We start from the raw sequence: 23,230 nt of genomic DNA, 5'->3' as shown, positions 1-23,230 counted from the left end.
ACAGACGTTTCGGGCCTGTCAGGTATCGTTCCGTCATCGGTCATGAGGCTGCTTGCCTGCCTGCCCGGCACGCCATAGGCTTAGCTTGAAAAGGGGATGGGCCAGATGAAAATCGTTGCCGCAGCGTTGGTTGGGCTGATGTGGAGCGGCGTTGCCGCTGGCCAGGCCAAGGCGCCGCTACCGCCGCCCGCCGCGCTTGCCCGAGTGCTCGATTGCCGCACGCTGACGGATTCGGCCCAACGCCTTGCCTGCTTCGATCGGGAGGTGGCGGCGATGGGTCAGGCGCAGGCCAGCGGCGAATTACTGACAATGGATCGTCAGCAGGCGCAAAGGACTCGGCGATCGCTGTTTGGGCTCGCGCTGCCGAACCTGGGCGTCTTCGGGGACAATGACCCGGCAGCTCCAATCCAGCCGCTGGAAACCACCGTCACGCTTGCCCGTCAGGATGGATCGGGGCGCTGGATCTTCGACTTGGCCGAGGGCGGTCGCTGGCAGCAGCTCGATACCCGCGAACTGATTGTGGAGCCACGTAACGGAACGAAGATCCGCATCCGGCGCGCGGCAATGGGATCTTATCTTGCCAATGTGAACGGCGAGACGGCGATCCGGGTCCAGCGAGTCAAATAGGTCAGCCGACCCGCCGGACGACCTCCCGCTCGGCCTCGGTCAGGAGCGGATTCCATGTATCGATGATCAGAATGGCGCGCGGCTGGTCGCTGTTGTTCCATGCCTCGTGCTCGATCGTGTCGTCGAACGCCCAAGCCTCCCCTTCGCGCCACTCCCGGGTCTCGCCGCCGACCCGGAAACCGCAGCCGGGCGGCACCACCAGCGGCAGGTGCACGGTGGTGCGAGCGTTGGTGGAGCCAGTGTGTGCCGGGATCACCGTGTGCGGCTGCAGCACCGAGAACATGGCGGTCGGGCCCTTGCCAGGGATATCCAGCATCGGCAGCGACGCGATGATATCGGCGGTACGGGGGCAGCGGCGGCAATGCTCCTCGTGGCGCCGTCCATTTTCCCACAGGAACCAGGCACTCCATCGAGGCGAATGATTGAGCTCGCGCCACTGGTTGAGTGGCTCGCCCGGCTTGAATTGGACATAAGGCCGAAACTCCGGATCGTCCTCGGCCCACAACGACAGGAGCTCGGCCCGGATGACGTCGGTTTGACGTTCCAGTTCCGAAAACCAGGGGAACAGGTCGCGGGGAAAATATTCGAAGGCGGGCAGGAACGGGAAATGCCCGGCGGTCGGCTGATTGAGGTAGATCCGCCGACGACCGGCGCGATGGGCGGCGAAGGCCGCGGCCCGGCCAAGGTCCGCTTCCGGAGCGCTTGCCGCAACGGCCGCCAGAGCCGCCTCGTAGCGCTGCCACTGACTTTCCCCATGCTCGTCCACGAACCGGCGAGCGGCCTGGATCTGCTGCGCCAACGCCGGCGGAAACTGCTGAGCGGGATCGAGCCCCTGCAGCAGCAAGCGATACAGTTCGGCGGATTCTGCTTCCTTGCCCAGCAGCCGCAGCACTTCCCCCTTGGCGAGGATGGCCGGCAAAAAATATTCGTCCCGGGCGAGCGCCTGCTCAATCGAAGCAAGTTCGCCCTCCGCATCACCGGCCGCGCGCTGCGCCTTTGCCAGATTGAACCAGGCGAAGGGCGGATCCGGATCGACCGTGACGGCCTGCCGCAAACTGGCAATCGCAGCCTCGCGGTCGCCTCGGTCAAGCTGAATCAGGCCGAGGAGATTCCATGCCGGTCCGGCCGTACGGTCGGCGTCGACCGCCCGCCGCGCGAGAGCCTCCGCCTCCTCCAACCGGCCGGCCTGACGCGCCTGGCTGGCCTGCGCCAGAAGGGTGCGGGCCTGCTCAGGCGGTGTCAACGAGATGAGGCCCGCTGTTCCGCCCGCGCGCTGGCCGCCGCGTCGATGTACGGTTCCTGCCGCGCCACGCTCCAATAGCGCAGCTGGTCGAGCGGGATGGCGACCCCCGTCACTGCGCAGCGGACATGATCGCCCTCGCTGAGCAAGCGGAAGGTGCCGGCGAGATAGTGGATGCGGGCCTCACGGCCGCTACCCTGCATCAGCATGGGTCTTGAGTGTCCTCGTTGTCGAACAAGCCAGGTTGCGGGGCGACATAGGCGGCGCGGGGCTTGCGCTCAACCCGCCGGGGTTCCGGTCGGCCTGTGGCGACGATCGCCTCGATCTCGCCGTCCGCGAATCGCAGCCGAAGGTCGCCCGCCGCGCGCGCGTCGGTGGCGTGAACAAGCGTTCGCCCGGACCGGTCGGTGACCCGGACGAAACCACGCGACAGGGGCCGTTCGGGATGCACCAGCATCGCCATCTTCCACGCCGCGGCAAGCTTATCGGATAGGCGCTCGACCTTGTGCACGAGCAGGTCGGGGCGCAGGCGCGGGACGACATAGTTCATCGCCGCTTCGGCTTTATGCGTACGCGCCAGCAACGCCCGGGGGAGACGATCGCCCACCTCGTCGAAACGCTGCTGCCGTGGTGCCAGCAGGGCGACCGGCTCCGGCAAACGGCACGTGGTCAGCGCCAGCCGTTCCCGGGCGAGCTCCGCCCGGCGGCCGAGGCAGCGGCGCTTGCGGGCGGAAAGATCATCGAGTTGGGCAAGGAGTTCGGCCCTCACCGGCACCGCCAGTTCGGCGGCGGCAGTTGGCGTCGGCGCGCGCAGGTCGGCGGTATGGTCGATCAGCGTGGTGTCCGTTTCGTGCCCAACCGCGCTGATCAGCGGGATCGGGCAGTCGGCGGCAGCCCGCACCACTTCCTCCTCGTTGAACGGCCACAGGTCTTCGATCGAGCCCCCGCCGCGCGCGACGATCAGCAGGTCTGGCCTTGGCTCGATCGTCGGAAAGTTCCGGATCGCGGCTGCAATGCGCGCGGACGCCCCCTCGCCCTGGACGGCGACGGGCCAAACCATCACGTGCGTGGGGCAACGGTCTTCCAGCCGGTGCAGGATGTCGCGGATCACCGCCCCGGTCGGGCTGGTCACCACGCCGATGACCCGTGGCAGGAACGGCAATCGGCGCTTTCGGGCTGGATCGAACAGCCCCTCGGCGGCGAGCGCCCGACGACGCTTGTCGAGCAGGGCCATCAGCGCGCCCTCGCCAGCCAGTTCCATCCGCTCGACAACGATCTGATATTTGGACCGACCGGGATAGGTCGTCATCTTGCCGGTGGCGATCACTTCTGCGCCGTCCTCGGGACGGAAGGCCAGCGCGCCTGCGCCGGAGCGCCAGATGACCGCATCGATACAGGCGCCATCGTCCTTCAGGGTGAAATAGCAATGGCCCGACGCGTGGCGCTTGAAGCCGCTGATCTCCCCGCGCACCCGAACCCGTCCGAAACCATCTTCCACCGCGCGCTTCACCGCGCTCGCGAGTTCGCTGACGGTGAATGGCGGCGCGTTGTCGCCGGGGGATTGCTGGGCTAGGAGACCGGGCGTGTCGGGCGGCGAGATGATCAATATCCTGCTTTTGGGTTCGGGCGGCCGCGAAGATGCGCTGGCCTGGCGGCTGAGGCAATCGCCAAGCTGCGGTCAGCTGATCGCAGCGCCTGGCAATCCGGGGATTGCCCGCTGGGCCGAATGCGTCGCACTCGATCCCGCGAACGGCGCCAAGGTGGTGGCCTTTGCCCGACAGCACAATATCGGCCTGGTGGTGATTGGGCCGGAAGCGCCCCTGGTCGCCGGCGTCGCCGACGCCTGCCGGGCGGCGAATATTCCGGTGTTCGGGCCCGATGCGGCGGCGGCCACGCTTGAGGGAAGCAAGGGCTTCACCAAGGACCTTTGCGCGCGGGAGGGCATTCCGACCGCCGCCTATGTCCGGGTCGATACCGCGGCCGCTGCGATGGCGGCGCTGCACCGCTTCTCCCTGCCAGTAGTCATCAAGGCCGACGGTCTGGCGGCAGGCAAGGGCGTCACCATTGCCATGACGCGGGCCGAAGCCGAGCAGGCGATTGCTGCGGCCGGCGACGGCCCCATGGTTATCGAGGACTTCCTGGAAGGGGAGGAAGCCAGCCTGTTCGCCCTCGTCGACGGCGACATTGCGGTTCCGCTGGCCTCGGCCCAGGACCACAAGCGGGTTGGCGAAGGCGATACCGGCCCCAATACCGGCGGCATGGGGGCCTATAGCCCGGCAAGGGTGCTGACGCCCGAACTGGAAGAGCGGGCGATGGCGGAGATCGTGCGTCCGACCGCGCGGGCCATGGTTGCCGCCGGGACTCCGTTCAGCGGCGTCCTTTATGCCGGGCTGATGCTGACGGCCGACGGGCCCAAGCTGATTGAATACAACGTCCGCTTCGGCGATCCCGAGTGCGAGGCGATCATGCCGCGGATTAAGGGCGACTTTGCCGCGATGCTTTATGCCGTCGCAACCGGGCGCCTGTCGGAACAACAGCCGCTCCTCCTATCCGACGAGATCGGCATGACCGTCGTGGTCGCGGCACACGGGTATCCTGGTACGCCGCGCAAGGGCGGTCTCATCGACGGCATCGAAGCCGCCGAGCGGGTGCCCGGCGTCACGGTATTCCAGGCCGGGACCGCCCGGCACGGATCGGGCGCGCTGCTTGCTTCCGGAGGGCGCGTGCTGGCGATCACCGCGCTTGGGCGGACCCTCGCCGAGGCCCGGGCGCGAGCCTATCGGGGCGTTGACGCGATCGACTTTGCCGACGGCTTCCATCGCCGCGACATCGGCTGGCGCGAACTGGGGCGCGAAGAGGCATGAACAACGGCAGGATCCTGCTGATCGGAGCGATCGCGACGTTGCTGGTGGCGGAGCTTTACCACGGCCCGCTGGGCGGAGCGGAAACGCTTCGGGATCGCATCGAACGCTCGGCCCGTGCCGAGCTGGACCGCAACGAGATGGTCCAGGTTCAGGCTCGCCTGGCTGAAAAGCCGCTTAGCCGCACTTTGGTCCTCTCCGGCCCAGCCGACGACTTTCAACGCCGGGCGCTCGTGGAAATCATGGGCGAGCTGCCGGGCGTCGACCGGGTAAGATGGGACGCGGCATCACTCGCTGCGGACGGAGCGCGCCCATGATCCCGTTGTTCGTTGAAGCCGCGTTGCTGGGGCTGGGCGGATATTTCGCCGGGGTCGGCGCCGCGTGGCTCGCTTACCTGCACCTGCGTTATCAATCGAGAGGATGGAAATGAGCGAACTCTGGTCGGCTTACTGGCCGGTCGTCCTGATCGCGGTCATCATCGGCCTGGTCACCGGCGTTTTGATCTTGCGGCCGAAGCAAAAAGTGACTTTGAGCAAGGAAACCGCGCCGATCCGGCCGCATATGACGAGTGCCGACCAATCGGCGAAGGCGGTCGCCGGCCCTCGCCATGACCCGCCGGTCCCGGCCAATCGGGATGACCATGAGGGCAATGGCCTGGTGGACGAAGCGGCTGCGGCCACCAGCGACGTGGTGGGGCAGATCATCGGTGCGCCGGTCCACTCGAACCTGCCCGGAAGCCACGGGGTCGCGGACGACCTGCAGCGGATGAAAGGCGTTGGTCCCAAGCTGGCCGGCCTGCTTAACAGCCGCGGCATATTCTCCTTCGAACAGATCGCTGCGCTGACCCCCGACGAGGTCCAGCGGCTGGATACCGAACTCGGCGCCTTCAAGGGCCGACTGGCGCGCGACCGGATCGTCGAGCAGGCCGGCTATCTCGCCCGCGGCGACCAGGCCGGCTATGAAAGCGCCTTCGGCAAGCTCTGACCGCTTATAGCGCGGCTTCCTTGTCCTCCTCGCGACGGCGCTTCGGCGCGCAGGTCGCGAGGAGCTTGTCGATCTTGCGGCCGTCCATGTCGACGACCTCGAACTTCCAGCGGTCGTAGGAAAAGGTTTCGCCGGTCTCCGGCAGCCGCTTCAGCACGGACAGGGCGAAGCCCGCGACCGTGGAAAAGTCGCGGTCGTCGGGCATGTTGAGCCCAAGCTGATCTTCCAGCACGTCCGCGCTCGCGGCACCGGATACCAGCCAGCTGCCGTCTTCCCGCTCCACCAGCGGCGGATCGTCGTCCTCGACATCATGACGGAATGCGCCTGCCAGCGCCGCCAGGATCGAGCCCGGCGTCACGATCCCGTCCAGGTGGCCATATTCGTCGTGCACCAGCGCCAGCGGCACTTCGGCCGTGCGCAACACGTTGAGCGCGTCCATCGCATCCATCATGTCGGGAATGATTGGCGCCTTGCGGGCCAGAGCCCGCAGGTCGAGGGGGCGCCCCTCCATCAGTGCATCCAGCATGTCGCGGGTCTGCACCACGCCGACGATAGCCTCGACACTCCCTTCCGCGACGGGAAGGCGGCTGTGCGGCGTTTCCGCCAACGCTTCACGGATCTCCTGCGGAGTTGATGAGACGTCGATCCAGTCGACCTCCATCCGCGGCGTCATCACCTCGCGCACCGGCCGATCGGCCAGCCGAACGATCCCGGAAATGATCGCCCGCTCGCTTTCCTCCAGAACGCCAGAGGTGTGCGCCTCCGCGACCACCAGATGCAGCTCTTCGGCGGTGACCTGATTCTCCGTCTCGCGCTTCAGCCCGAGCATCCGAAAGATGGCGGCGCTGGTACGATCGAGCAGCCAGACCAGTGGTCCGGCTGCCTTGGACAGCCACAGCATCGGCCGGGCGACCAGCGCGGCGATCGGCTCGGGCGAGCGAAGCGCGAACTGCTTGGGGACGAGCTCGCCGACGATCAGCGAGGCAAAGGTGGTAAGGGCGATCACCAGGCCGAACCCGATGCTCTGCGCCGTTTCTGGCGCGATGCCGAACTGTTGCAGCCGCTGTGCGACCGGAGCACCCAAGGACGCTCCGGAATAGGCGCCGGCCAGGATCGAGATCAGGGTGATGCCGATCTGTACGGTGGACAGGAACCGGCCGGGGTCGGCCGCGACCTTGAGCGCGGTTGCAGCGCCCCCGCTGCCGGCCTTGGCCATGGCCTTCAATCGGGCCTCGCGCGCGGAAACGATGGCGAGCTCGCTCATCGCGAACACGCCGTTCAGCACGATCAGTGCAAGGATCAGGACCAGGTCGAACCAGGGAAACGGGAGCAAGTCGTCGCTCATCAAGGAAACAGCTATTAGCCTTCACTACCAGGGAATGCCAAGCACGGGTTCGTGCCGGGCACAGAAACAATGATCCACGCCGCCGTTTCCGCCCCTAACCGCGCCGGGCCGCGAAGAACCGTTTCAATTGCGCGGCTGCCTCCTCCTCGCCGATCCCGCCAAGCACATCCGGCTGGTGGTGGCAGGTGGGCTGGCCGAAAATGCGTGGCCCGTTCACGACCCCACCGCCCTTCGGATCCTCCGCCGCGAAGCGCAGCGCTCCGATCCGCGCAAGGGCGATGGCGGCGGCACACATTGCGCACGGCTCCAGGCTGACCCAAAGCGTGCACCCGTCCAGTCTCGGCGAGGCAAGCGCTTTCGCGGCCTGCCGAATCGCGACGATTTCCGCGTGCGCGGTGGGATCGAGATTGCCGCGCATGGCGTTGCGCGCTTCGGCGATGATCTCGCTTCCGCGCGTGACGACGGCGCCGACCGGCACCTCTCCGGCCGCAGCCGCTTCGCCGGCGAGATCGAGGGACCGGCGCATCGGGAAGGGCAGCGGAAATACCACCTTTCCCCGCTAGCCCAGCCGTGCGGGCAAGTCAGCCTTACTGCTGCGTTGCGTTCGTATCGGAAACGCCGGCTTGCGGCGCGGTCGGTTGAGCCTGCTGTGGTTGCGGCTGAGGCTGAGGCTGACCCGACTGCTCACCGCCACCTGCCGGACGCACTTCAAGCCGGGGAACCTTCACCGTCGCCTCGCCCGAACCGATCGCGACTTGCCCAGTCTCGACCTCCAGCTTGGGCGCCTGCCCGGGCTGGACCCTCAGTTTCCCGTCCTCGACCGCGACAGCGGGGGCCTGCGCCGGTTCGGCAGTGTTCAGGTTGATGAAGCCCGTTGCAATCGCGCCAATGGCTACGACCACCAGCAAAATCAGGACTAGCAGGATACCGCGCATAAGGTCGTCGCTCCTTGACGTAAGATCGTTTCGGAGGGTGAACGCTCGGCTATCGAAGCGGTTGCGCGGTTGACGCGGGCAGGACGAGCGGTTATCCGGCCGGCCTTTCCAGGCGCCTCTGCGGCGCCCGCTTTACATTGGGATAGCAAATCATGTCGCGCGTTTGCGAGCTGACCGGCAAGGGCCGGCAGGTGGGCAACAATGTTTCCCACGCCAACAACAAGACCAAGCGGACTTTTCTGCCCAACCTGCAGAACGTCACGCTCATCAGCGATTCGCTTGGCAAGAGCGTCAAGCTGCGCGTGTCCACCCACGGGCTTCGTTCGGTGGAGCACAATGGCGGTCTCGACAATTGGCTGACGAAGACCAGCGAGGACAAGCTGGGTCCGACGGCGCGCAAGCTTAAGCGCGAACTGGCCAAGAAGGCGCAAGCGGCGGCCTGAGCCCCGTGCGCCGGAGGCGAGGCTTCGCTCCGGCTTTGGCGTTTCCTGGATTATTCGACGCCGGACGGGCCTGCCCGATCCGGCGTTCGACCTTTGGCCTGAATGTCCAGCATCAGGAGCAGGGTCCGGCGCCAGCCGTCATTGTCGGTGACTGCCCAGACCCGGACATCGCCGTTTGCCGTTTCCTCCGCCGCAAGCCCTTCCACATTGTCGAGCGCTCCAAGCGGCAAAGCTCCGATTTGTCGCACCCGGTAGTTGCCACCGCTGGTCCGCTCCAGCCACCCAAGGCGATTGGTGATTCCGTTAACGCCAATCGCCCGCTGCGCCACGAGTAGCCTGCCGTCCGGCAAGCGCACGGCCTCGCTGATCGCGCCCTGCGCCCCTTCCAGACGAACCGCGCTTCCATCCGCCGTCTGAATCACCGAGCCGCCCTGCTCGGGAAGCAGCAAGGGCTGCCCCGTATCGTCCAGCAAAAGCGCCTCCACGCCCTTGTTGACGCTCCACTGACGGTCTCGGAGCGACAACATCTCCCAGCCACGGCGAAATTCGCGATCGTAGAACCAAAGGCTATGCTGGAACTCAAAAGCGATCCACCAGCCGTTCCGGCGTTCGTCCCAGGCCAACGCTTCACTGTCCCGGTAACGTTTGAAGGTTGGCCAGCCCGGGCCCGACGGCAGGTCGCGCAGGCGTGCGACCCGACGTCGCATTGCCGGTAAGGGAAGCTCGACCGTCACCCCCGAATCGGTCACTGCCAGCAAACCTGTTGGCGTCACCGCGAGACCGGACAGCCCCGCCAGCCGCGGATCGTCCGAACTGACGCGCCATGCTCCGCCGATTCGAATGCCGTCTCCGACCGTGGCGCGACGGGCCAGTTCGAGCCTTTCGTAGCGGACCTCCGCCACTCGCGTCGGTTGCGGACGGCGATCCGGCCCCTCGTAGCGAGTATCACTGCGCAGGGTCAAAAAAGCGAACAACATCAATAACATGACAGCTGCAAACCTGAATATTGGCTGCAAGCGCCGTTCAGGCAGGTTCAACCGGGGGTCGACCATAAGCCCTTGAGCGGAAGGGATTTCTCCCCTGTCTTCCTGAACCGCGACATTTCCCTCGCGTCGCGTATCGAGGGCGGGCCCGGTGCCGGTTGCGTATCCGCGCCGGGCCCTTCCATCCTCCTTCAGCGCTTTTCGAACAGCATCGCCAGCTGCTCCACCAGCGCGCCGCCGAGCTGCTCGGCATCCATAATCGTCACCGCCCGTTCGTAATACCGTGTCACGTCGTGACCGATGCCGATCGCCGCGAGCTCCACCGGGGAGCGGCTCTCAATCCAGCCGATCACCTGCCGCAAATGCTTTTCGAGGTAGGCGCCCCCGTTGGCGCTGGCGGTCGAATCGTCGACCGGCGCCCCGTCCGAGATCACCATCAGCAAACGCCGCTCTTCCGGTCGCGCGATCAGCCGATTGTGCGCCCACAACAGCGCTTCGCCGTCGATATTTTCCTTCAGCAATCCTTCCCGCATCATCAGGCCGAGATTGCGGCGGGCGTGGCGATAAGGCTCGTCGGCCCGCTTGTAGACAATATGGCGGAGGTCGTTCAGCCGACCCGGATTGGGCGGCCGGCCTTCGCTCAACCATGCTTCGCGGCTTTGCCCGCCCTTCCATGCGCGGGTGGTGAAGCCGAGGATCTCGGTCGCCACTCCGCAGCGTTCCAAAGTCCGGGCAAGAATGTCCGCGCTGATTGCCGCGATGCTGATGGGCCGCCCGCGCATGGACCCTGAATTGTCGATCAGGAGGCTGACCACAGTATCCTTGAAGTCGGTCTCCCGTTCGACCTTGTAGCTGAGCGAATGACCCGGCGAGACCACCACCCGTGCCAGCCGCGCAGCGTCGAGCAGTCCTTCTTCCTGGTCGAAATCCCAGCTGCGAGCCTGTTGTGCCATCAAGCGCCGCTGCAGCCGGTTGGCGAGGCGGGTGACGACCGAGGACAACGCCCCCATCTGCCCGTCGAGATAGGCCCGCAGGCGGTTGAGCTCCTCCTCGTCGCACAGGTCGCCGGCCTCGACGACCTCGTCGAACCGCTGCGTAAAGGCCTTGTAGTCGCCACTGAGCTCGGGTTCGGTCGGTCGGCGGTTGGGGCGCGGGGTGGAGCTTTCGTCACCCTCCTCGCCGGGGGTCATTTCCTCGTCGTCGAAGTCCTCCGCCTGGGCGTCGTCATCGTCTTCATCGCTGCCGTCCTGCTCGGCGCGCATCTCCGTCTCGCCCGACGACGGCGACTGGTCCTGATCCTGGTCGTCGCTGTCGTTGTCGCCGGAATCCTCGCCCTCTTCGTCCTCGCCACCTTCGTCCGGCTCTTCCTCGCTGGGATCGGCCGCAGCGGTAAGATCGAGATCCTCGAGCAGTTTTCGGGCGAGCGCCGCGAATGCGGTCTGGTCGTCCAGTGCAAGCGCCAGCGCATCGAGATCGCCGCCCGCCTTCTCTTCGATCCACGGGCGCACGAGCTGAAGGCCAGCTTCCGCGCCCTTGGGTGGTGCCGCCCCGGTTAGCCGTTCGCGGGCGAGCAGGCTGAGGGCGGTTGCCAGCGGCACCTCTTCCGAATTGCGCGCCCGCCCGATCGCATCCGATCGAACCCGCGCCTCCGTCAGCTCGGATAGATTGGCACGGACACCTGGCATAGTCCGCGCGCCCAACGCCTCCACTCTTGCTGTTTCGAGCGCATCGAACACTGCACGGGCGTCGGCCTCGGCCGGCGCTCCCGCGCCATGCAGCCGCGCATCGTGATATCGCAAGCGAAGGGCAACGGCGTCTGCCGCGCCTCTGGCCTCGGCGACCAGGCGAGGCGCAAGGCCTGGCCCCGGCGAGGCCACTCGCGCCAGCTTGCCACCGCTCGCTCCGCTGTCGGACGCGAATGCAACCTCGACCTCCGGATCGCGCGCAATTGCCCGGGCAGTGCCGGCCAGCACCTGCCGGAATCGGTCGAGCGGGGTCGTCTCGGCCATCAGGCTTGCCTTACCTGTGCGGGCGCAGCAGCATCGCGGCGGGCATCGGGGAGGGTGACATGAAGTCGATGACTGTAAAGATGCGGATGACCGACGCCGAGTATCGCGCCAACCTTGCCGGACTGAATACTTTTTTCGGAGCTGTGCTCGGTTTCGTCATTTCGGGCATTGAAAACCTGGAGCCGCTGCGGTTCGGCTTGATGCTCGTGCTGCTGGCAGGTGCGGTCGTATCGATCCTTTACATTTCCGCTAGCAAGCACCGAATCACCTACTCGATCTACACGCTTGCCATCGTGCTGGCGTTGCCGTTCGTGGCGGAACCGTGGCTGCCGGACGGAACCACCCTCCCGGGCAAAATCCAGCCGACCCTCCTTGTATGGACGCTGTTCGCGATCTTCGTCGAATTCGCTCCGCGGCATCGGGATGGGGAAACGGCGCATTCCGACGAGGGCTAGGCTTTCGCCGCGATGCTTTCCGGCAGGTCGGCGGCGAAGACCCGCTGGTACATCTCGGCAATGAGCGGCCGCTCGCTTTCATCGCACTTGTTGAGGAAAGACACGCGGAAGGCGAAGCCGACGTCGCCGAAGATCAAGGCGTTCTGCGCCCAGCTGATCACCGTGCGCGGGCTCATCACCGTCGAAATGTCGCCGTTGATGAATGCTTGCCGGGACAGTTCGGCGACCTTGACCATCTTGTCGACCGTCGCGCGCCCGTCCGGCTTGTCATATTCGCCCGACTTGGCGAGCACGATCTGCGCTTCGACCGCGGCCGGCAGGTAATTCAGGGTGGTGACGATGTTCCACCGGTCCATCTGCCCCTGATTGAGCGCCTGCGTTCCGTGATAAAGACCGGTGGTATCGCCGAGGCCGATGGTATTGGTGGTGGCGAACAGCCGGAAGAAAGGATTGGGCCGGATCACCCGGTTCTGGTCGAGCAGCGTGAGCTTGCCTTCAACCTCCAGCACGCGCTGGATGACGAACATCACGTCCGGCCGGCCCGCGTCATATTCGTCGAATACCAGTGCGACCGGGTGCTGCAGCGCCCATGGCAGCAGCCCCTCGCGGAATTCCGTTACCTGCTGGCCATTGCGAAGCACGATGGCATCGCGCCCAACGAGGTCGATGCGGCTGATATGCGCATCGAGGTTGATGCGGATGCACGGCCATTTCAGCCGCGCCGCGACCTGTTCGATGTGGGTCGATTTGCCGGTACCGTGATAACCCTGGACCATAACGCGTCGGTTCTTGGCGAAGCCGGCGCAGATGGCGAGGGTGGTATCCGGGTCGAACACATAGGCGGGGTCCAGGTCCGGGACCCGCTCGTCCGCTTCGCTGAACGCCGGCACTTCCATGTCGCTGTCGATGCCGAACGCGTCGCGCACCTTCAGCATCTTGTCCGGCGCGCTCATCAGCGTCTCGCCGGTCGGGGTTTGTGCTTCGTTGGAGATGTCGGCCATGAACGCGCCTTAGCTGGCCGCCGCGGGTGCCTCAACTGGCCTTCGGGGGCAGGGTGAAGAGCGACAGGAAACGCCTGGCGAGCTTCACGTCTCCCTCAATCTGCAAAAGTTCCAGCGGAGCGCCGCCATAGACCACAGCCGCGACGCTGGTTGGCTCACCGCTGACCAACGCTTGCCCCTCCTCCACCAGCCCGCGCCGCACCTCGATCGCGCCGTCCATGACCTCGGCGAGATACACCATCTCACCGAAGCGAAACGCCACCTTGCCCGCGAAGCCCTCGGCCCGCTCCGGATTGAGCATGGCGGTGAAGCTCAACATGATCGACACACCCGACAGCGGCAGAGTCGGGTCGTGCGCCGGCGAGCGCGCGGCCCAGCGCCCGAGTTCGCGGATCAGGACAGCGGTCTCCAACCCCCACTCGGTCGCCTCGTAGACCTGGACCGACGCGGGCGGCGGCAGCCTGCGTCGGCGCACGAGGCCGCGGGCTTCCAGGTCGCCCAGTCGCTGCGTCAGGATATTCGCGCTGATTGCCGGCAAGTCCGAGCGCAGGTCCGAAAAGCGCCGCGGGCCAAGCAGCAGTTCCCGCAGCACAAGCAAGGCCCAGCGTTCGCCGATCAACTCCAGCGCATGGGCTGTCCCGCAGGCGTCGTCGTACCCCCGCCTCGGCTCGCTTCGCCGCTCTTTAGTTAGCTTTTCTGACTTCACGGTTGCAATGTATAACCTAGCGCGGCATGGTTCAAGGACTATCGAGTCGCATCAGGAGTTTTCGGGCATGCCCCAGATGATTTTCATCAACCTGCCAGTCACGGACCTTGATCGGTCGATCCGCTTTTACGAGGCGGTGGGCGGCAGGAAGGAACCAAAGTTCTCCAATGACGCGGCCGCGATGATCATGCTGAGCGACGTCATCCACGTCATGCTGCTGACCCACGATTTCTACCGGACTTTCACTGCCAAGCCGATCGCCAATGCTCACCAATCGAGCCAAGTCCTGCTTTGCCTGTCCGCCGACCGACGCGAGGACGTGGATGCGCTGGTTGAGCAGGCAAGCGGCGCCGGCGGGCGCGCCGATCCCGGGCCCAGGCAGGAAATGGGCGATCTGATGTACGGCCGCAGCTTCGAGGATCCCGACGGCCATCATTGGGAAGTCATGTGGATGGATCAGAATGCGGCCGAGCAGGGTGCGGGCGCGCTGCAGGACGCCTGACCGAACCGAAGCAGGGAGAAACGACCATGACCTACATTGAAGGTTTCGTTGCTGCGGTACCGACCGCCAACAAGGACAGCTATCTGGAGCACGCGCGCGGCTTTGCGCCGATCATCCGCGAGTTCGGTGCCAGCCGGATGGCCGAAACCTGGGGCGACGATGTGCCCGACGGGAAGCTCACGGACTTTCGCAAGGCCGTGCAGGCCAAGGAGGACGAGACGGTGGTCTTCTCGTGGTTCGAATATCCCGACCGCGCGGCCCGTGATGCGGCCAACAGCAAGATGATGAGCGACCCGCGCATGGCGCAGATGGGCGCCGACATGCCGTTCGACGGCAAGCGCATGATCATGGGCGGCTTCGAGACCATCGTGGACGAACGTGGCTCGGGCACACCAGGCTACACGGACGGCTATGTGATGCCGGTTCCCACGGACAAGAAGGACGCATACCGCGCGCTGGCGCAGGACATGGCCGGCAAGTTCCGGGACTGGGGTGCGGTCCGCGTGGTTGAAGCGTGGAGCGACGACGTGCCCACCGGCAAGGTCACCGATTTCCAGCGCGCCGTGCAGGCGCAGGAGGGCGAGGCAATCGTCTATTCCTATGTCGAATGGCCCGACAAGCAGACCCGCGACGCCGGCTGGGCCAAGATGATGGAGCAGGAGCCGGGAGAAAGCCTCGAAATGCCGTTCGACGGCAAGCGCATGTTCTGGGGCGGCTTTCGCCCGATCCTCGACACCGCGGCGGAGTGAGCGACATGGCCGAACAGGGCGGCGCTTTCATCTGGTACGAACTGCTGACCACCGATCCCACGGGCGCAAAGCGCTTTTACGATTCGGTGGTCGGCTGGACGGTCGCGGAGGAGCCGGTCGCACCGGGCCTCGAATACCGGATGATCGGGCGCTCGGACGGCGGCAACGCGGGTGGGGTCATGACGCTGAACGAAGAGATGCGTGCGAATGGGGCGCAGCCGATCTGGCTCGGCTACATTCATGTATCGGATGTCGATCGGGCGGTCGGCGCAGTGGAGCGCGACGGCGGCAAGGTCATGATGCCCGCATGGGATCAACCGGGCGTCGGCCGGCTCGCAATGGTTACCGACCCGAGCGGCGCCGCCTTCTACCTGATGGATCCGCTGCCTCCCGAAGGCCGGGAGGACGCGGTCAGCGACGTCTTTTCCGTCGACCGGCCCCAGCACATCCGCTGGAACGAATTGTGGAGCGACGACCCCGCCGGCGCCATCGACTTCTACACCCGCCACTTCGGCTGGGTGCAGGAAGGCGACATGGATATGGGGGAGATGGGGAAGTACCAGTTCCTCCATCATGGCGGCGTGTCGATTGGGGCCGTGATGAAGACGATGCCAGACATGCGCAGGTCGATGTGGAACTTCTACATCGGCGTCGATGACATCGACCGGGCGACCGACGCGATCCGCGCGGGCGGCGGGCAGGTGTTCCAGGAACCGATCGAGATTCCGGGCGGGGAATATTCGGTTAACGCCACCGACCCCCAGGGCGCAATGTTCGGGCTGGTCGGCCCGCGCCGGCAGTAAGGAGTGCAAAAATGGCGGACAAGCTCATCACTTGCCTGTGGTTCGATCACGGGCAGGCCCGCGAAGCTGCGGAATTCTACGCGCGCACCTTTCCCGACAGCCACGTCGGCAAGGCGATGACTGCGCCGGGTGACTATCCCGACGGTCACCAGGGCGACGAGCTCACGGTCGAATTCACCGTGCTTGGCCGAGCGTTCGTCGGCTTGAACGGAGGCCCCGCGTTCAAGCCCAACGAGGCGGTAAGCTTCATGGTCGTTACCGACGATCAGGAGGAAACCGACCGCTACTGGAACGCCATCACGCAGAATGGCGGACAGGAAAGCGACTGCGGCTGGTGCAAGGACAAATGGGGCGTCTCCTGGCAGATCACCCCGCGCGTCTTGCTGGACGGCAATAGCGATCCCGACCCGTCCACCGCACGGCGCGTGTTCGAAGCAATGATGACCATGAAGAAGATCGACGTCGCGACGATCGAGGCGGCACGGCGAGGGGCACTGGCGAATGCGTGAGATCCGGGGCAGCGCGTTCGTGTCGCTGGACGGGGTGATGCAGGCGCCCGGTGGTCCGACCGAGGACCCGACCGGCGGTTTCCGCCACGGCGGCTGGCTCCCGCAGTTCTTCGACGACGAGGTCGGGCAGGCGATCGACGCTTTTTTTGCAGGCGAGTACGACTTGCTGCTCGGCCGCCGGACCTATGACATCTTTGCCGCTTACTGGCCCTATGTCGGCGGCGAAGCATCCGGCATCGGCGAGGTCTTCGACAAGACCGGCAAGGACGACGGCGAGGCGGCGGCGATGGACATGGGCCGGGCCTTTACGGAGGCCAGCAAATATGTCCTGACCCGCGGCTCGCCCGACCTTGGCTGGTCCAATAGTCATCGCCTCGGCAGCATGGACGAATTGCGGCGGGTGAAGGAGGGTTCGGGACCGAAGCTGCTGATCCAGGGCAGCAGTACCATCTACCCGGCGCTGCTTGCCGAAGGGCTGCTCGACCGCCTGACCGTCATGATCTTTCCGGTGGTTCTGGGGAGCGGCAAACGCCTGTTCGGCGAAGGCACTTCCGCCGAAAAGCTGCACTTGGTCGACCACAAGGTGACGCCGTCCGGCGCGGTGATCGCCACCTACGAACCCGCCGGCAGGGTCGAACATGGCTGGGCCGGCCCCCAATCGAGCAGCCAGCGCGAACAGGTGCGTCAGGCGGCAATCGCGGAAGGCCGCTGGTAATGCTGCAACTCCACGGCCACCCCTTCTCGTCCTACTGCTGGAAGGCGCTCATCCCGCTCTATGCGAACGACACCCCGTTCGAATTCGTGCCGATGGCCCCCGACCGCCCGTTGAGCGAGCAGTTCCCCGGCAAGGTCCACCCAGGCGGGCATATCCCGGTTCTGGTGGACGGCGCCAGGGTGGTGATCGAAGCGACCAGCATCGTCGAACATCTGGCGGTGCACCACCCCGGCCCCGCACCCCTCATCCCGGCCGATCCGGCCGAGGCGGCGGTCACGCGAATGATCGACCGCGTGTTCGACAATTATGTGATGGGCGGCATGCAGCGCGTGGTCGCCGCTCATTTCAAGGATCGCGACAGGCCGGAACTCGGCCTTCGGGAGCAGCCTATCGAAGCGGAAATCGCAGGCGGCAAGGCCAAGTTGCTGCGCGCCTACCGCTGGCTTGAGCAATGGCTGTCGAGCAACGCGCTTCCGCCGCATGTGTCGCTCGTCACCTGCGCCGCCGCGCCCTCGCTATTCTATGCCGATTGGATCGAGCGCATCCCCGCCGATTGTCCCCGGGTCGCAAGGCTCCGCGCCGAGTTGCTTGCGCTTCCGCCGGTCAGCCGCTGCGTCGAGGACGCCCGGCCCTATCGTCCCTTCTTTCCCCTGGGCGCGCCGGACCGCGATTGACGGGTCAAAGATACAATGTAACATCGACGGGTCTTTGAGGAGCCCGTCATGCGTTATCTTGCCTTGCTCGCCACCCTGCCGCTGCTCGCAGCCTGCCAGCCCGCGCCCAACCCCGATCCGCGCGGGGTGGAAAAGGGCGAAACGCTGCTCACCATCTCCGCGACGGGCCGCGCCGAAGCCCGTCCCGACGAGGCGCGCCTGCGGATGGGGGTGGTCAGTGTCGGTCCGAACGCCGGAGAGGCCAGCCGGCTCAACCGCGAAAAGATGGAGCGGGTTACCGCCGCGCTTGCCCGGCTGGGCGTCCGGCCGGATGATCTTCAGACCCAGAACCTGTCGCTGGAACGGATCGACTATGGTCGCGAGCGCGGCCAGTTCCGCGCCTCCAATGTGATCGAGGCGCGCCTTACCGACATGAACCGGGTGGGCGAGGCGGTGACGGCCGTGACGGAGGCGGGCGCCAATCTGCTCGGTGGACCGGACCTGCGCGTTGCCGACCGGGAAACCGCCAATCGGTCCGCCTACGCCAACGCCTTCAAGGCCGCGCGCTCACGGGCGGAAGCCTACGCCGACGCTGCCGGGCTCAAGATCGTTCGCGTGGTGAACATCGTGGACGGCGGCGAATATGGCGTCCCCTCTCCTCCGCCGGTCGTTCGCACCGAATCATTCGCCGTCTCCGACGCCGCGGTCCCCGTGGCCCCACCCCCTCCGCCCGGCGCGCCGTTCAACCCGGGCATCAACCGCACCGAAGTCCGCGTCCGCGTCGACTTCGCCCTAGAGCCAGGCTGATCGGACGCGATCGGGTCAGGCGAAGGCCGGCGCTTTCCGCAAGGTCGCCCAGGCCTCCAGCACCTGGCCAAGCTTGCTCTCGTGCCGCCGATCGCCGCCGTTCCGGTCGGGATGATATCGCCGAACCAGCTCTGAATAACGCTGGCGCACCGCATGAAGATCGGTGTCGTCGCCGAGCCCCAGGACATGAAGCGCCCCCAGCTCCGTTCCTGAGAAACGCGCCGGCTTTGCCGGAGTGCGGGCGCGTGGCCCGAAGCGTCCGCCGATCGCCTCCAGCGGATCGCGAAAATCACTCCACGCCGGCGCCGGATCCACCCCGCCATGCGCAAACGCCCGGGTTGCCCGGTCCCAGCCGGCCACGGGCGATTGCGCCCGTTCGATTTCGTCCGGACTCATCCCGCTGAAGAAATTGTAGCGCGCATTATGCTCGCGCACATGCTCAAGGCACAGCCATTGCCATTCGCCCGGCCCGTCGAAGGTCGGCGCGGTCAGCGGCGCCTTGAACTCGCCGGGCGCAGCGCATCCCGGCACCGCGCAATGCGCCGCCGCCCCTTCTACCCGGCCGTGAAACTTCGGTTGTCGCGACGCCACTGGTGCCTTCCGTCGGTAAGCCGGCCTATATAGGCTCCATGGACGCCCCTTCCACCGGTCCCGTCGCGCGGGAAATCACGAATCGCCTCACCCAGGCGCTCGCACCGACGAAGCTGCAGCTTCGCGACGACAGCGAACAGCATCGCGGCCATGGTGGCTACAACCCGGCCGGCGAGTCGCACTTCAGCCTGCTGATCGAGAGCGCGCGCTTCGCCGGCCAGAGCCGCGTTGCCCGCCAGCGCATGGTCTACCAGGCCTTGGGCGACCTCATGGACGAACGCGTTCACGCCCTCTCCATCACTGCGAAGGCGCCCGGAGAATGAACAACGAAGCTTACGACAGGAATGGGCCAATCCTGATGAGCCTGGCCCCGGTCAGCCACGACCTCGGCGGGTTCAAGGTCCATCGTACCTTGCCGCACAAGCTGCGAACCATGGTCGGGCCGTTCATCTTCTTCGACCAGATGGGTCCCGCGCGGCTGGGCGTGGACGAAGGCATCGACGTGCGCCCGCACCCGCACATCAATCTCGCCACCGTCACCTACCTGTTCGAAGGTGCGATCAATCATCGCGACAGCCTCGGCACCCTTCAACGGATCGAGCCCGGCGCGGTCAACCTGATGACCGCCGGCCGCGGCATTTCGCACTCGGAGCGCTCACCCGCCGACCAGCGCAGCGTCGGCCCGGTGCTCGACGGCATTCAAACCTGGATTGCCCTGCCGCAATCCTCCGAAGAGCAGGATCCCGCGTTCGAACATGTCGCCGCCGACCACCTTCCGCTGATCGAAGGTGACGGCATCCGCCTCAATCTCATCATGGGCGAGGCCTATGGCGTTCGTTCGCCGGTGACGCAGCATTCGCCCAGCCTTTACGCCGCCATCGACCTCGCGCCCGGCGCTTCGCTGGAGCTGGAGCGCGAAGCCGACGAGCGCGCCATCTATCTGCTCGACGGCGACGCCCGCGTGGATGGCCACCAACTCCAGCAGATGCACCTTGTCCTGCTTGCGCCCGGCCACAAGCCCCTCCTCCGCTCCGAGCGCGGCGCCCGGCTCATACTCTGCGGCGGCGCACCGATGGATGGCGAACGCCACGTCTGGTGGAATTTCGTCTCTTCCAGTCGAGAGCGCATCAACGAAGCCAAGCGCGCGTGGAAAGCCGGCGAATTTGCGCTTCCACCCGACGATCACGACGAGTGGATCCCGATCCCCGAGGTACCCAAAACGGTAAGCTACCCGTGAGGCGGGCGGCCGTCGCCGTCGGTACCGCCCTGCTCACCAGCTGTGCGACGCTGCCGGCTCAGAAACTCGGCTGGTACTGCACCGCCGACGCCACTGCCGGACCCATTCGCGCGCGGGCCTTTCGCTTGCTGGACTTCGAGGGCCGGCTGCGCACGGGCCGTGCGGAATGGTACTATAATCCGGGCAATGAGCTGGTCGACGCCCAAGCCGAGTGGCAGCTTGGCCAACCCATCCTCGACTATCGGGAAGCAAGGGTCACGATCCGCCATCATGTTCTTCCGCCCGCGGACCTTGGCCAGCTGGTCGTCTACACCGATGTCGGGACGTTGCGCGCGCCCTTTGCGAAAGCAACCGTGCGCTCGCTCGAGCTTCGCGGCGAGCAGCTCATGGCCCTGCGCGACAAGGACACGTCCTTCGGGGTTCATACCTACAATCCGCGCGGGCAACTGATGGGCGGATCCGGCATCGAGTGGACAATATTCGATCAAAGTTTGGCGCTCGCCCGCCGGCTGGACGCGCAAACATCGGCCAAGGCGTCGGACTATCGTCGGCAATGTCAGCGCGAAGAGAGGATAATCGTCACATGACCGAATTCCGCCGCATCGCACTTTCCACCGGCGTGACCCTCAACGTCGGCTTCGATGGGCCGGAGGATGGTCCTGCCGTGATTTTCCTGCACGGCTTTCCGGAATCGCATCGCACCTGGCGAAAGCTGGTGCCGCTGCTGTCGGATCGCCTGCGGATGATCATGCCGGATCAGCGCGGCTTCGGCGCTTCCGATGCACCGCGGGGCGTCGACGAATACACCACCGACAAGATACTCGCCGACCTGTTTGCGCTGGTCGACCGGCTTGGCCTCGACCGGTTCGCGCTGGTCGGCCATGATTGGGGCGGAGCGGTCGCCTGGGCGGCGGCGCTGCGCGGCGATCCGCGCCTCAGCCGTCTGGCGATCATCAACGCCCCGCACCCGGTAATATTTCAGCAAAGCCTGATCGAGGATGCCGACCAGCGCGCCGCCAGCCAGTACATCACTGCCTTTCGCACATCTGGCTTCGAACAGGCGGTCGAAGCGATGGGCTGGGACAGCTTCTTCGACAAAAGCTTCGGCGGGCACGTCGACCTCGCCTCCATCTCAGCGGAAGAAAAAACCGAGTATCTCGCCGAATGGACACAGCCCGGCGTCTTCACCGCCATGCTCAACTGGTATCGCGCCGCCCCGATCGTCGTGCCGCCGGAGGGCGTCACGGTGCCGCTTCCCGATTTCCTCCTTCGCGCTTTTCCCAAGGTGACGGTGCCGACGCTGGTGGTCTGGGGCATGAAGGACAAGGCGCTGCTGCCGATCCAGCTCGACGGCCTGGATGCGCTGGTCGCGGATCTGCGCATCGAGCGCATCGCCGACGCCGGTCACTTCGTCCCGTGGGAGTGGCCCGATGCGGTGGCGGCGGCGCTCGGGCCTTTCCTTGCCGCGGCGGAACAGGCATAGGCCCCCGCCTCATGTCCGCACCGACCCGCTCCCGCTCGCGCTCCGCCGCGCGCCTCGCCGCCGTTCAGGCGCTCTACCAGCTCGAGATGGAGGGCACCCCGGTGCCGCAGCTGCTGCATGAGTTTCATCAGCACCGGATCGGCATGGCTGTCGATGGGGCCGAACTGGCGGACGCGGAGATCGATTTCTTCGACGATCTGGTGAAAGGCGTCGAGGCCCGGCGGCTCGAGATCGATCGCCTTGTCACAGCCGAACTCGCCCAGGGCTGGAAGCTTGAGCGGCTCGATCGGTCGATGCGCGCCATCCTGCGCGCCGGCACCTATGAGTTGCTGGCCCGGGCCGATGTTCCGGTCGGGACCGTGATCAGCGAATATCTCGACGTCGCGCACGCCTTCTTCGACAAGAAGGAAGTTTCGTTCGTGAACGGTCTTCTCGATGCCATCGCCAAGGGCGTGCGGGGCCAGTGATCCGTCATCCCCGCGAAGGCGGGGATCCATCTCTCGAAGCTCCGGCGCGCTCAGTCGCAAGGAGATGGACTCCCGCCTCCGCGGGAGTGACGATGAACCGATGACCACCGAACACTCCATCCTCCAGCGACTGCGAACCATCGCGACCAGCCCGGCGGCGCGCGGCCTGCTCGACGACGCGGCCGTGTTGGACGGGCTGGTGCTGACCCACGATACCATCGCCGAGGGCGTGCATTTCCTCCCCGACGATCCGCCTGCCTCGGTCGGGTGGAAGCTGGTGGCGGTCAACCTGTCCGACCTGGCGGCCAAGGGGGCCCGCCCGGCCGGCGCGCTGCTGTCTTTGACGCTTCACGAAGACGGCTGGACGGACGCGTTCCTGTCGGGCGTCGCCGCCGCCTGCGAAAGCTACGGCCTGCCGCTGCTGGGCGGCGACACGATTGCGCTTCCACCAGGCGCTCCCAAGGTCCTTGGGCTCACCGCCATTGGCCATGCCGGCAACCATGTGCCGAGCCGGAGCGGCGGCCGGCCGGGCGATCGGCTGTGGCTTGCCGGAACGCTCGGCGACAGCGCCGCCGGGCTTGCCCTCCTGCAGGAGGATGCCAAGGCGGACGGCCCGCTGGTGGACATTTATCGCCGCCCGGTTCCGCTGCTTGCCGCCGGTCAGGCACTGGCACAGTTTGCGACCGCGGCCATGGACATCAGCGACGGCCTGCTGCTGGACCTGTCCCGACTGAGCGCGGCCAGCGGCTGCGGCGCGACCATCGATCTTGACGCGCTGCCCCTCTCCCGCGCCTTCATCGCCGAGCGCGGACAGAACCGTGCGGCCCGCATTTTCGCCGCGACCGGAGGCGATGATTACGCCCTGCTGCTCGCCATGCCTGCCGACTGGGCCCCGGTAACCGCTTTTTTACCTTACCGATCGACACTGTCTGCGATCGGCACGCTGACCGAAGGTTCGGGCATCATTCTGACCGACGCCGCCGGCAACGTGCCCTTGCCGGAGCACTTGGGTCATGAACACCGCACTTCCTAGCTGGCGTCACACAGCAGTTGCACTTGCCGGGCTGCTGTCGGGCGCGCTGACGGCGTTTCTGCTGGCCTAGACAGGCCGGATTTCCCGCTTAC

Annotated in this window: 30 protein-coding genes; 19 read left to right on the top strand and 11 right to left on the bottom strand. The window is 66.1% G+C overall.

Annotation, left to right across the window (positions count from 1 at the left end):
- Positions 1 to 96 precede the first annotated feature (96 nt).
- Positions 97 to 627, top strand: coding sequence for a hypothetical protein (locus AC4GYS_RS04780; protein ID WP_491107949.1), 531 nt, complete (start codon positions 97 to 99; stop codon positions 625 to 627).
- 1 nt (position 628) lies between these two features.
- On the opposite strand, the gene AC4GYS_RS04775 is transcribed toward AC4GYS_RS04780, so the two are convergent.
- Genes AC4GYS_RS04775 through xseA form a run of 3 tightly spaced genes read right to left on the bottom strand, consistent with a single transcriptional unit; the run spans position 629 to position 3,467 of the window.
- Positions 629 to 1,870 carry an aspartyl/asparaginyl beta-hydroxylase domain-containing protein gene (locus tag AC4GYS_RS04775; RefSeq protein ID WP_491107948.1) on the bottom strand — a complete coding sequence of 414 codons (1,242 nt, stop codon included), beginning with the start codon at positions 1,868 to 1,870 and terminating at the stop codon, positions 629 to 631.
- Positions 1,867 to 2,076, bottom strand: coding sequence for a DUF2093 domain-containing protein (locus AC4GYS_RS04770; protein WP_491107947.1), 210 nt, complete (start codon positions 2,074 to 2,076; stop codon positions 1,867 to 1,869). The genes AC4GYS_RS04775 and AC4GYS_RS04770 overlap by 4 nt, the downstream gene beginning before the upstream one ends.
- On the bottom strand, positions 2,070 to 3,467 hold the full coding sequence (gene xseA, locus AC4GYS_RS04765; RefSeq protein WP_491109361.1) for an exodeoxyribonuclease VII large subunit: 1,398 nt from the start codon (positions 3,465 to 3,467) through the stop codon (positions 2,070 to 2,072). Before xseA ends, AC4GYS_RS04770 begins: the two co-directional genes overlap by 7 nt.
- A gap of 1 nt (position 3,468) precedes the next feature.
- On the opposite strand from xseA, the gene purD reads away from it, so the two are divergent.
- The 3 genes from purD to AC4GYS_RS04750 all read left to right on the top strand — a co-directional run bounded on the left by purD (position 3,469) and on the right by AC4GYS_RS04750 (position 5,712).
- A complete protein-coding gene (gene purD, locus AC4GYS_RS04760) occupies positions 3,469 to 4,731 on the top strand; it encodes a phosphoribosylamine--glycine ligase (RefSeq protein ID WP_491109360.1) in 1,263 nt (420 codons plus the stop codon).
- Positions 4,728 to 5,045, top strand: coding sequence for a hypothetical protein (locus AC4GYS_RS04755; RefSeq protein ID WP_491107946.1), 318 nt, complete (start codon positions 4,728 to 4,730; stop codon positions 5,043 to 5,045). Before purD ends, AC4GYS_RS04755 begins: the two co-directional genes overlap by 4 nt.
- 109 nt (positions 5,046 to 5,154) lie before the next feature.
- The gene (locus AC4GYS_RS04750) at positions 5,155 to 5,712 is read left to right on the top strand and encodes a helix-hairpin-helix domain-containing protein (protein WP_491107945.1); all 558 of its coding nucleotides are present in this window, start codon (positions 5,155 to 5,157) and stop codon (positions 5,710 to 5,712) included.
- 4 nt (positions 5,713 to 5,716) lie between these two features.
- Here AC4GYS_RS04750 and AC4GYS_RS04745 read toward each other — a convergent pair whose 3' ends face one another.
- The 3 genes from AC4GYS_RS04745 to AC4GYS_RS04735 form a co-directional block, all read right to left on the bottom strand.
- The gene (locus tag AC4GYS_RS04745) at positions 5,717 to 7,057 is read right to left on the bottom strand and encodes a hemolysin family protein (protein ID WP_491107944.1); all 1,341 of its coding nucleotides are present in this window, start codon (positions 7,055 to 7,057) and stop codon (positions 5,717 to 5,719) included.
- A 94-nt stretch (positions 7,058 to 7,151) separates the two neighbouring features.
- Positions 7,152 to 7,583: a nucleoside deaminase gene (locus AC4GYS_RS04740; protein WP_491109359.1), complete on the bottom strand. Its 432-nt coding sequence runs from the start codon at positions 7,581 to 7,583 to the stop codon at positions 7,152 to 7,154.
- Positions 7,584 to 7,644: 61 nt separating this feature from the next.
- A complete protein-coding gene (locus AC4GYS_RS04735) occupies positions 7,645 to 7,992 on the bottom strand; it encodes a hypothetical protein (protein WP_491107943.1) in 348 nt (115 codons plus the stop codon).
- Positions 7,993 to 8,144: 152 nt separating this feature from the next.
- Here AC4GYS_RS04735 and rpmB point away from each other — a divergent pair, with 152 nt between their 5' ends.
- The gene (gene rpmB / locus AC4GYS_RS04730) at positions 8,145 to 8,435 is read left to right on the top strand and encodes a 50S ribosomal protein L28 (RefSeq protein ID WP_491107942.1); all 291 of its coding nucleotides are present in this window, start codon (positions 8,145 to 8,147) and stop codon (positions 8,433 to 8,435) included.
- Positions 8,436 to 8,485: 50 nt separating this feature from the next.
- Here the strand turns inward: rpmB and AC4GYS_RS04725 are convergent, their stop codons facing one another.
- Both AC4GYS_RS04725 and cobT read right to left on the bottom strand, forming a co-directional pair.
- On the bottom strand, positions 8,486 to 9,421 hold the full coding sequence (locus tag AC4GYS_RS04725) for an esterase-like activity of phytase family protein (protein ID WP_491107941.1): 936 nt from the start codon (positions 9,419 to 9,421) through the stop codon (positions 8,486 to 8,488).
- A gap of 188 nt (positions 9,422 to 9,609) precedes the next feature.
- Positions 9,610 to 11,427, bottom strand: coding sequence for a cobaltochelatase subunit CobT (cobT, locus tag AC4GYS_RS04720; RefSeq protein ID WP_491107940.1), 1,818 nt, complete (start codon positions 11,425 to 11,427; stop codon positions 9,610 to 9,612).
- A gap of 59 nt (positions 11,428 to 11,486) precedes the next feature.
- Between cobT and AC4GYS_RS04715 the strand changes: the two genes are divergently transcribed.
- Complete coding sequence (locus AC4GYS_RS04715) at positions 11,487 to 11,882, top strand: hypothetical protein (RefSeq protein ID WP_491107939.1); 396 nt, start codon at positions 11,487 to 11,489, stop codon at positions 11,880 to 11,882.
- On the opposite strand, the gene cobS is transcribed toward AC4GYS_RS04715, so the two are convergent.
- Positions 11,879 to 12,883, bottom strand: coding sequence for a cobaltochelatase subunit CobS (gene cobS, locus AC4GYS_RS04710; protein WP_491107938.1), 1,005 nt, complete (start codon positions 12,881 to 12,883; stop codon positions 11,879 to 11,881). The two genes, AC4GYS_RS04715 and cobS, sit on opposite strands and share 4 nt — an antisense overlap.
- A 31-nt stretch (positions 12,884 to 12,914) precedes the next feature.
- On the bottom strand, positions 12,915 to 13,589 hold the full coding sequence (locus AC4GYS_RS04705) for a winged helix-turn-helix transcriptional regulator (RefSeq protein ID WP_491107937.1): 675 nt from the start codon (positions 13,587 to 13,589) through the stop codon (positions 12,915 to 12,917).
- Positions 13,590 to 13,656: 67 nt separating this feature from the next.
- On the opposite strand from AC4GYS_RS04705, the gene AC4GYS_RS04700 reads away from it, so the two are divergent.
- From AC4GYS_RS04700 to AC4GYS_RS04670, 7 genes are read left to right on the top strand one after another with little or no spacing between them, the layout of a single operon-like run.
- Positions 13,657 to 14,091 (top strand): VOC family protein, encoded by a 435-nt coding sequence (locus AC4GYS_RS04700; protein ID WP_491107936.1) that lies wholly within the window; start codon positions 13,657 to 13,659, stop codon positions 14,089 to 14,091.
- Between the two features lie 26 nt (positions 14,092 to 14,117).
- Positions 14,118 to 14,840, top strand: coding sequence for a DUF1428 domain-containing protein (locus AC4GYS_RS04695; RefSeq protein ID WP_491107935.1), 723 nt, complete (start codon positions 14,118 to 14,120; stop codon positions 14,838 to 14,840).
- A gap of 5 nt (positions 14,841 to 14,845) precedes the next feature.
- Positions 14,846 to 15,643 (top strand): VOC family protein, encoded by a 798-nt coding sequence (locus tag AC4GYS_RS04690; protein ID WP_491107934.1) that lies wholly within the window; start codon positions 14,846 to 14,848, stop codon positions 15,641 to 15,643.
- Between the two features lie 11 nt (positions 15,644 to 15,654).
- Positions 15,655 to 16,152 carry a VOC family protein gene (locus tag AC4GYS_RS04685; RefSeq protein WP_491107933.1) on the top strand — a complete coding sequence of 166 codons (498 nt, stop codon included), beginning with the start codon at positions 15,655 to 15,657 and terminating at the stop codon, positions 16,150 to 16,152.
- Positions 16,145 to 16,867: a dihydrofolate reductase family protein gene (locus AC4GYS_RS04680; RefSeq protein ID WP_491107932.1), complete on the top strand. Its 723-nt coding sequence runs from the start codon at positions 16,145 to 16,147 to the stop codon at positions 16,865 to 16,867. The genes AC4GYS_RS04685 and AC4GYS_RS04680 overlap by 8 nt, the downstream gene beginning before the upstream one ends.
- Positions 16,867 to 17,541, top strand: a complete 675-nt coding sequence (locus AC4GYS_RS04675; RefSeq protein WP_491107931.1) for a glutathione S-transferase family protein — start codon at positions 16,867 to 16,869, stop codon at positions 17,539 to 17,541. The genes AC4GYS_RS04680 and AC4GYS_RS04675 overlap by 1 nt, the downstream gene beginning before the upstream one ends.
- A 48-nt stretch (positions 17,542 to 17,589) precedes the next feature.
- Positions 17,590 to 18,327, top strand: coding sequence for an SIMPL domain-containing protein (locus AC4GYS_RS04670; RefSeq protein ID WP_491107930.1), 738 nt, complete (start codon positions 17,590 to 17,592; stop codon positions 18,325 to 18,327).
- Positions 18,328 to 18,342: 15 nt separating this feature from the next.
- Here the strand turns inward: AC4GYS_RS04670 and AC4GYS_RS04665 are convergent, their stop codons facing one another.
- Positions 18,343 to 18,918 (bottom strand): J domain-containing protein, encoded by a 576-nt coding sequence (locus AC4GYS_RS04665; RefSeq protein WP_491107929.1) that lies wholly within the window; start codon positions 18,916 to 18,918, stop codon positions 18,343 to 18,345.
- 38 nt (positions 18,919 to 18,956) lie between these two features.
- Here AC4GYS_RS04665 and AC4GYS_RS04660 point away from each other — a divergent pair, with 38 nt between their 5' ends.
- The 6 genes from AC4GYS_RS04660 to thiL all read left to right on the top strand — a co-directional run bounded on the left by AC4GYS_RS04660 (position 18,957) and on the right by thiL (position 23,138).
- Positions 18,957 to 19,241, top strand: coding sequence for a BolA family protein (locus AC4GYS_RS04660; protein WP_491107928.1), 285 nt, complete (start codon positions 18,957 to 18,959; stop codon positions 19,239 to 19,241).
- A complete protein-coding gene (locus tag AC4GYS_RS04655; RefSeq protein WP_491107927.1) occupies positions 19,238 to 20,155 on the top strand; it encodes a pirin family protein in 918 nt (305 codons plus the stop codon). Before AC4GYS_RS04660 ends, AC4GYS_RS04655 begins: the two co-directional genes overlap by 4 nt.
- Positions 20,152 to 20,742 carry a hypothetical protein gene (locus tag AC4GYS_RS04650; protein WP_491107926.1) on the top strand — a complete coding sequence of 197 codons (591 nt, stop codon included), beginning with the start codon at positions 20,152 to 20,154 and terminating at the stop codon, positions 20,740 to 20,742. The genes AC4GYS_RS04655 and AC4GYS_RS04650 overlap by 4 nt, the downstream gene beginning before the upstream one ends.
- Positions 20,739 to 21,638 carry an alpha/beta fold hydrolase gene (locus tag AC4GYS_RS04645; protein WP_491107925.1) on the top strand — a complete coding sequence of 300 codons (900 nt, stop codon included), beginning with the start codon at positions 20,739 to 20,741 and terminating at the stop codon, positions 21,636 to 21,638. Before AC4GYS_RS04650 ends, AC4GYS_RS04645 begins: the two co-directional genes overlap by 4 nt.
- Before the next feature lie 11 nt (positions 21,639 to 21,649).
- Positions 21,650 to 22,105: a transcription antitermination factor NusB gene (gene nusB / locus AC4GYS_RS04640; protein WP_491107924.1), complete on the top strand. Its 456-nt coding sequence runs from the start codon at positions 21,650 to 21,652 to the stop codon at positions 22,103 to 22,105.
- 100 nt (positions 22,106 to 22,205) lie between these two features.
- Positions 22,206 to 23,138 carry a thiamine-phosphate kinase gene (thiL, locus tag AC4GYS_RS04635; protein WP_491107923.1) on the top strand — a complete coding sequence of 311 codons (933 nt, stop codon included), beginning with the start codon at positions 22,206 to 22,208 and terminating at the stop codon, positions 23,136 to 23,138.
- Positions 23,139 to 23,230 lie beyond the last annotated feature (92 nt).

Source organism: Sphingomonas sp. SP1 (genome assembly GCF_058313395.1).
The sequence above is the reverse complement of the archived record's forward strand: the minus strand, read 5'-3'. Positions and strand labels throughout refer to the sequence as shown.

What these genes read in the sequence shown, in the direction of transcription:
- AC4GYS_RS04695 (WP_491107935.1), top strand. Translation starts at nt 14,118, where the DNA reads ATGACCTACATTGAAGGTTTCGTTGCTGCGGTACCGACCGCCAACAAG.
- AC4GYS_RS04675 (WP_491107931.1), top strand. Translation starts at nt 16,867, where the DNA reads ATGCTGCAACTCCACGGCCACCCCTTCTCGTCCTACTGCTGGAAGGCG.
- AC4GYS_RS04690 (WP_491107934.1), top strand. Translation starts at nt 14,846, where the DNA reads ATGGCCGAACAGGGCGGCGCTTTCATCTGGTACGAACTGCTGACCACC.
- AC4GYS_RS04685 (WP_491107933.1), top strand. Translation starts at nt 15,655, where the DNA reads ATGGCGGACAAGCTCATCACTTGCCTGTGGTTCGATCACGGGCAGGCC.
- AC4GYS_RS04645 (WP_491107925.1), top strand. Translation starts at nt 20,739, where the DNA reads ATGACCGAATTCCGCCGCATCGCACTTTCCACCGGCGTGACCCTCAAC.
- AC4GYS_RS04660 (WP_491107928.1), top strand. Translation starts at nt 18,957, where the DNA reads ATGGACGCCCCTTCCACCGGTCCCGTCGCGCGGGAAATCACGAATCGC.
- AC4GYS_RS04780 (WP_491107949.1), top strand. Translation starts at nt 97, where the DNA reads ATGGGCCAGATGAAAATCGTTGCCGCAGCGTTGGTTGGGCTGATGTGG.
- AC4GYS_RS04740 (WP_491109359.1), bottom strand. Translation starts at nt 7,583, where the DNA reads ATGCGCCGGTCCCTCGATCTCGCCGGCGAAGCGGCTGCGGCCGGAGAG.
- AC4GYS_RS04670 (WP_491107930.1), top strand. Translation starts at nt 17,590, where the DNA reads ATGCGTTATCTTGCCTTGCTCGCCACCCTGCCGCTGCTCGCAGCCTGC.
- AC4GYS_RS04700 (WP_491107936.1), top strand. Translation starts at nt 13,657, where the DNA reads ATGCCCCAGATGATTTTCATCAACCTGCCAGTCACGGACCTTGATCGG.
- AC4GYS_RS04770 (WP_491107947.1), bottom strand. Translation starts at nt 2,076, where the DNA reads ATGCTGATGCAGGGTAGCGGCCGTGAGGCCCGCATCCACTATCTCGCC.
- AC4GYS_RS04655 (WP_491107927.1), top strand. Translation starts at nt 19,238, where the DNA reads ATGAACAACGAAGCTTACGACAGGAATGGGCCAATCCTGATGAGCCTG.
- nusB (WP_491107924.1), top strand. Translation starts at nt 21,650, where the DNA reads ATGTCCGCACCGACCCGCTCCCGCTCGCGCTCCGCCGCGCGCCTCGCC.
- cobS (WP_491107938.1), bottom strand. Translation starts at nt 12,883, where the DNA reads ATGGCCGACATCTCCAACGAAGCACAAACCCCGACCGGCGAGACGCTG.
- thiL (WP_491107923.1), top strand. Translation starts at nt 22,206, where the DNA reads ATGACCACCGAACACTCCATCCTCCAGCGACTGCGAACCATCGCGACC.
- AC4GYS_RS04745 (WP_491107944.1), bottom strand. Translation starts at nt 7,057, where the DNA reads ATGAGCGACGACTTGCTCCCGTTTCCCTGGTTCGACCTGGTCCTGATC.
- AC4GYS_RS04755 (WP_491107946.1), top strand. Translation starts at nt 4,728, where the DNA reads ATGAACAACGGCAGGATCCTGCTGATCGGAGCGATCGCGACGTTGCTG.
- AC4GYS_RS04715 (WP_491107939.1), top strand. Translation starts at nt 11,487, where the DNA reads ATGAAGTCGATGACTGTAAAGATGCGGATGACCGACGCCGAGTATCGC.
- AC4GYS_RS04725 (WP_491107941.1), bottom strand. Translation starts at nt 9,421, where the DNA reads ATGTTATTGATGTTGTTCGCTTTTTTGACCCTGCGCAGTGATACTCGC.
- rpmB (WP_491107942.1), top strand. Translation starts at nt 8,145, where the DNA reads ATGTCGCGCGTTTGCGAGCTGACCGGCAAGGGCCGGCAGGTGGGCAAC.
- AC4GYS_RS04680 (WP_491107932.1), top strand. Translation starts at nt 16,145, where the DNA reads ATGCGTGAGATCCGGGGCAGCGCGTTCGTGTCGCTGGACGGGGTGATG.
- AC4GYS_RS04750 (WP_491107945.1), top strand. Translation starts at nt 5,155, where the DNA reads ATGAGCGAACTCTGGTCGGCTTACTGGCCGGTCGTCCTGATCGCGGTC.
- cobT (WP_491107940.1), bottom strand. Translation starts at nt 11,427, where the DNA reads ATGGCCGAGACGACCCCGCTCGACCGATTCCGGCAGGTGCTGGCCGGC.
- AC4GYS_RS04735 (WP_491107943.1), bottom strand. Translation starts at nt 7,992, where the DNA reads ATGCGCGGTATCCTGCTAGTCCTGATTTTGCTGGTGGTCGTAGCCATT.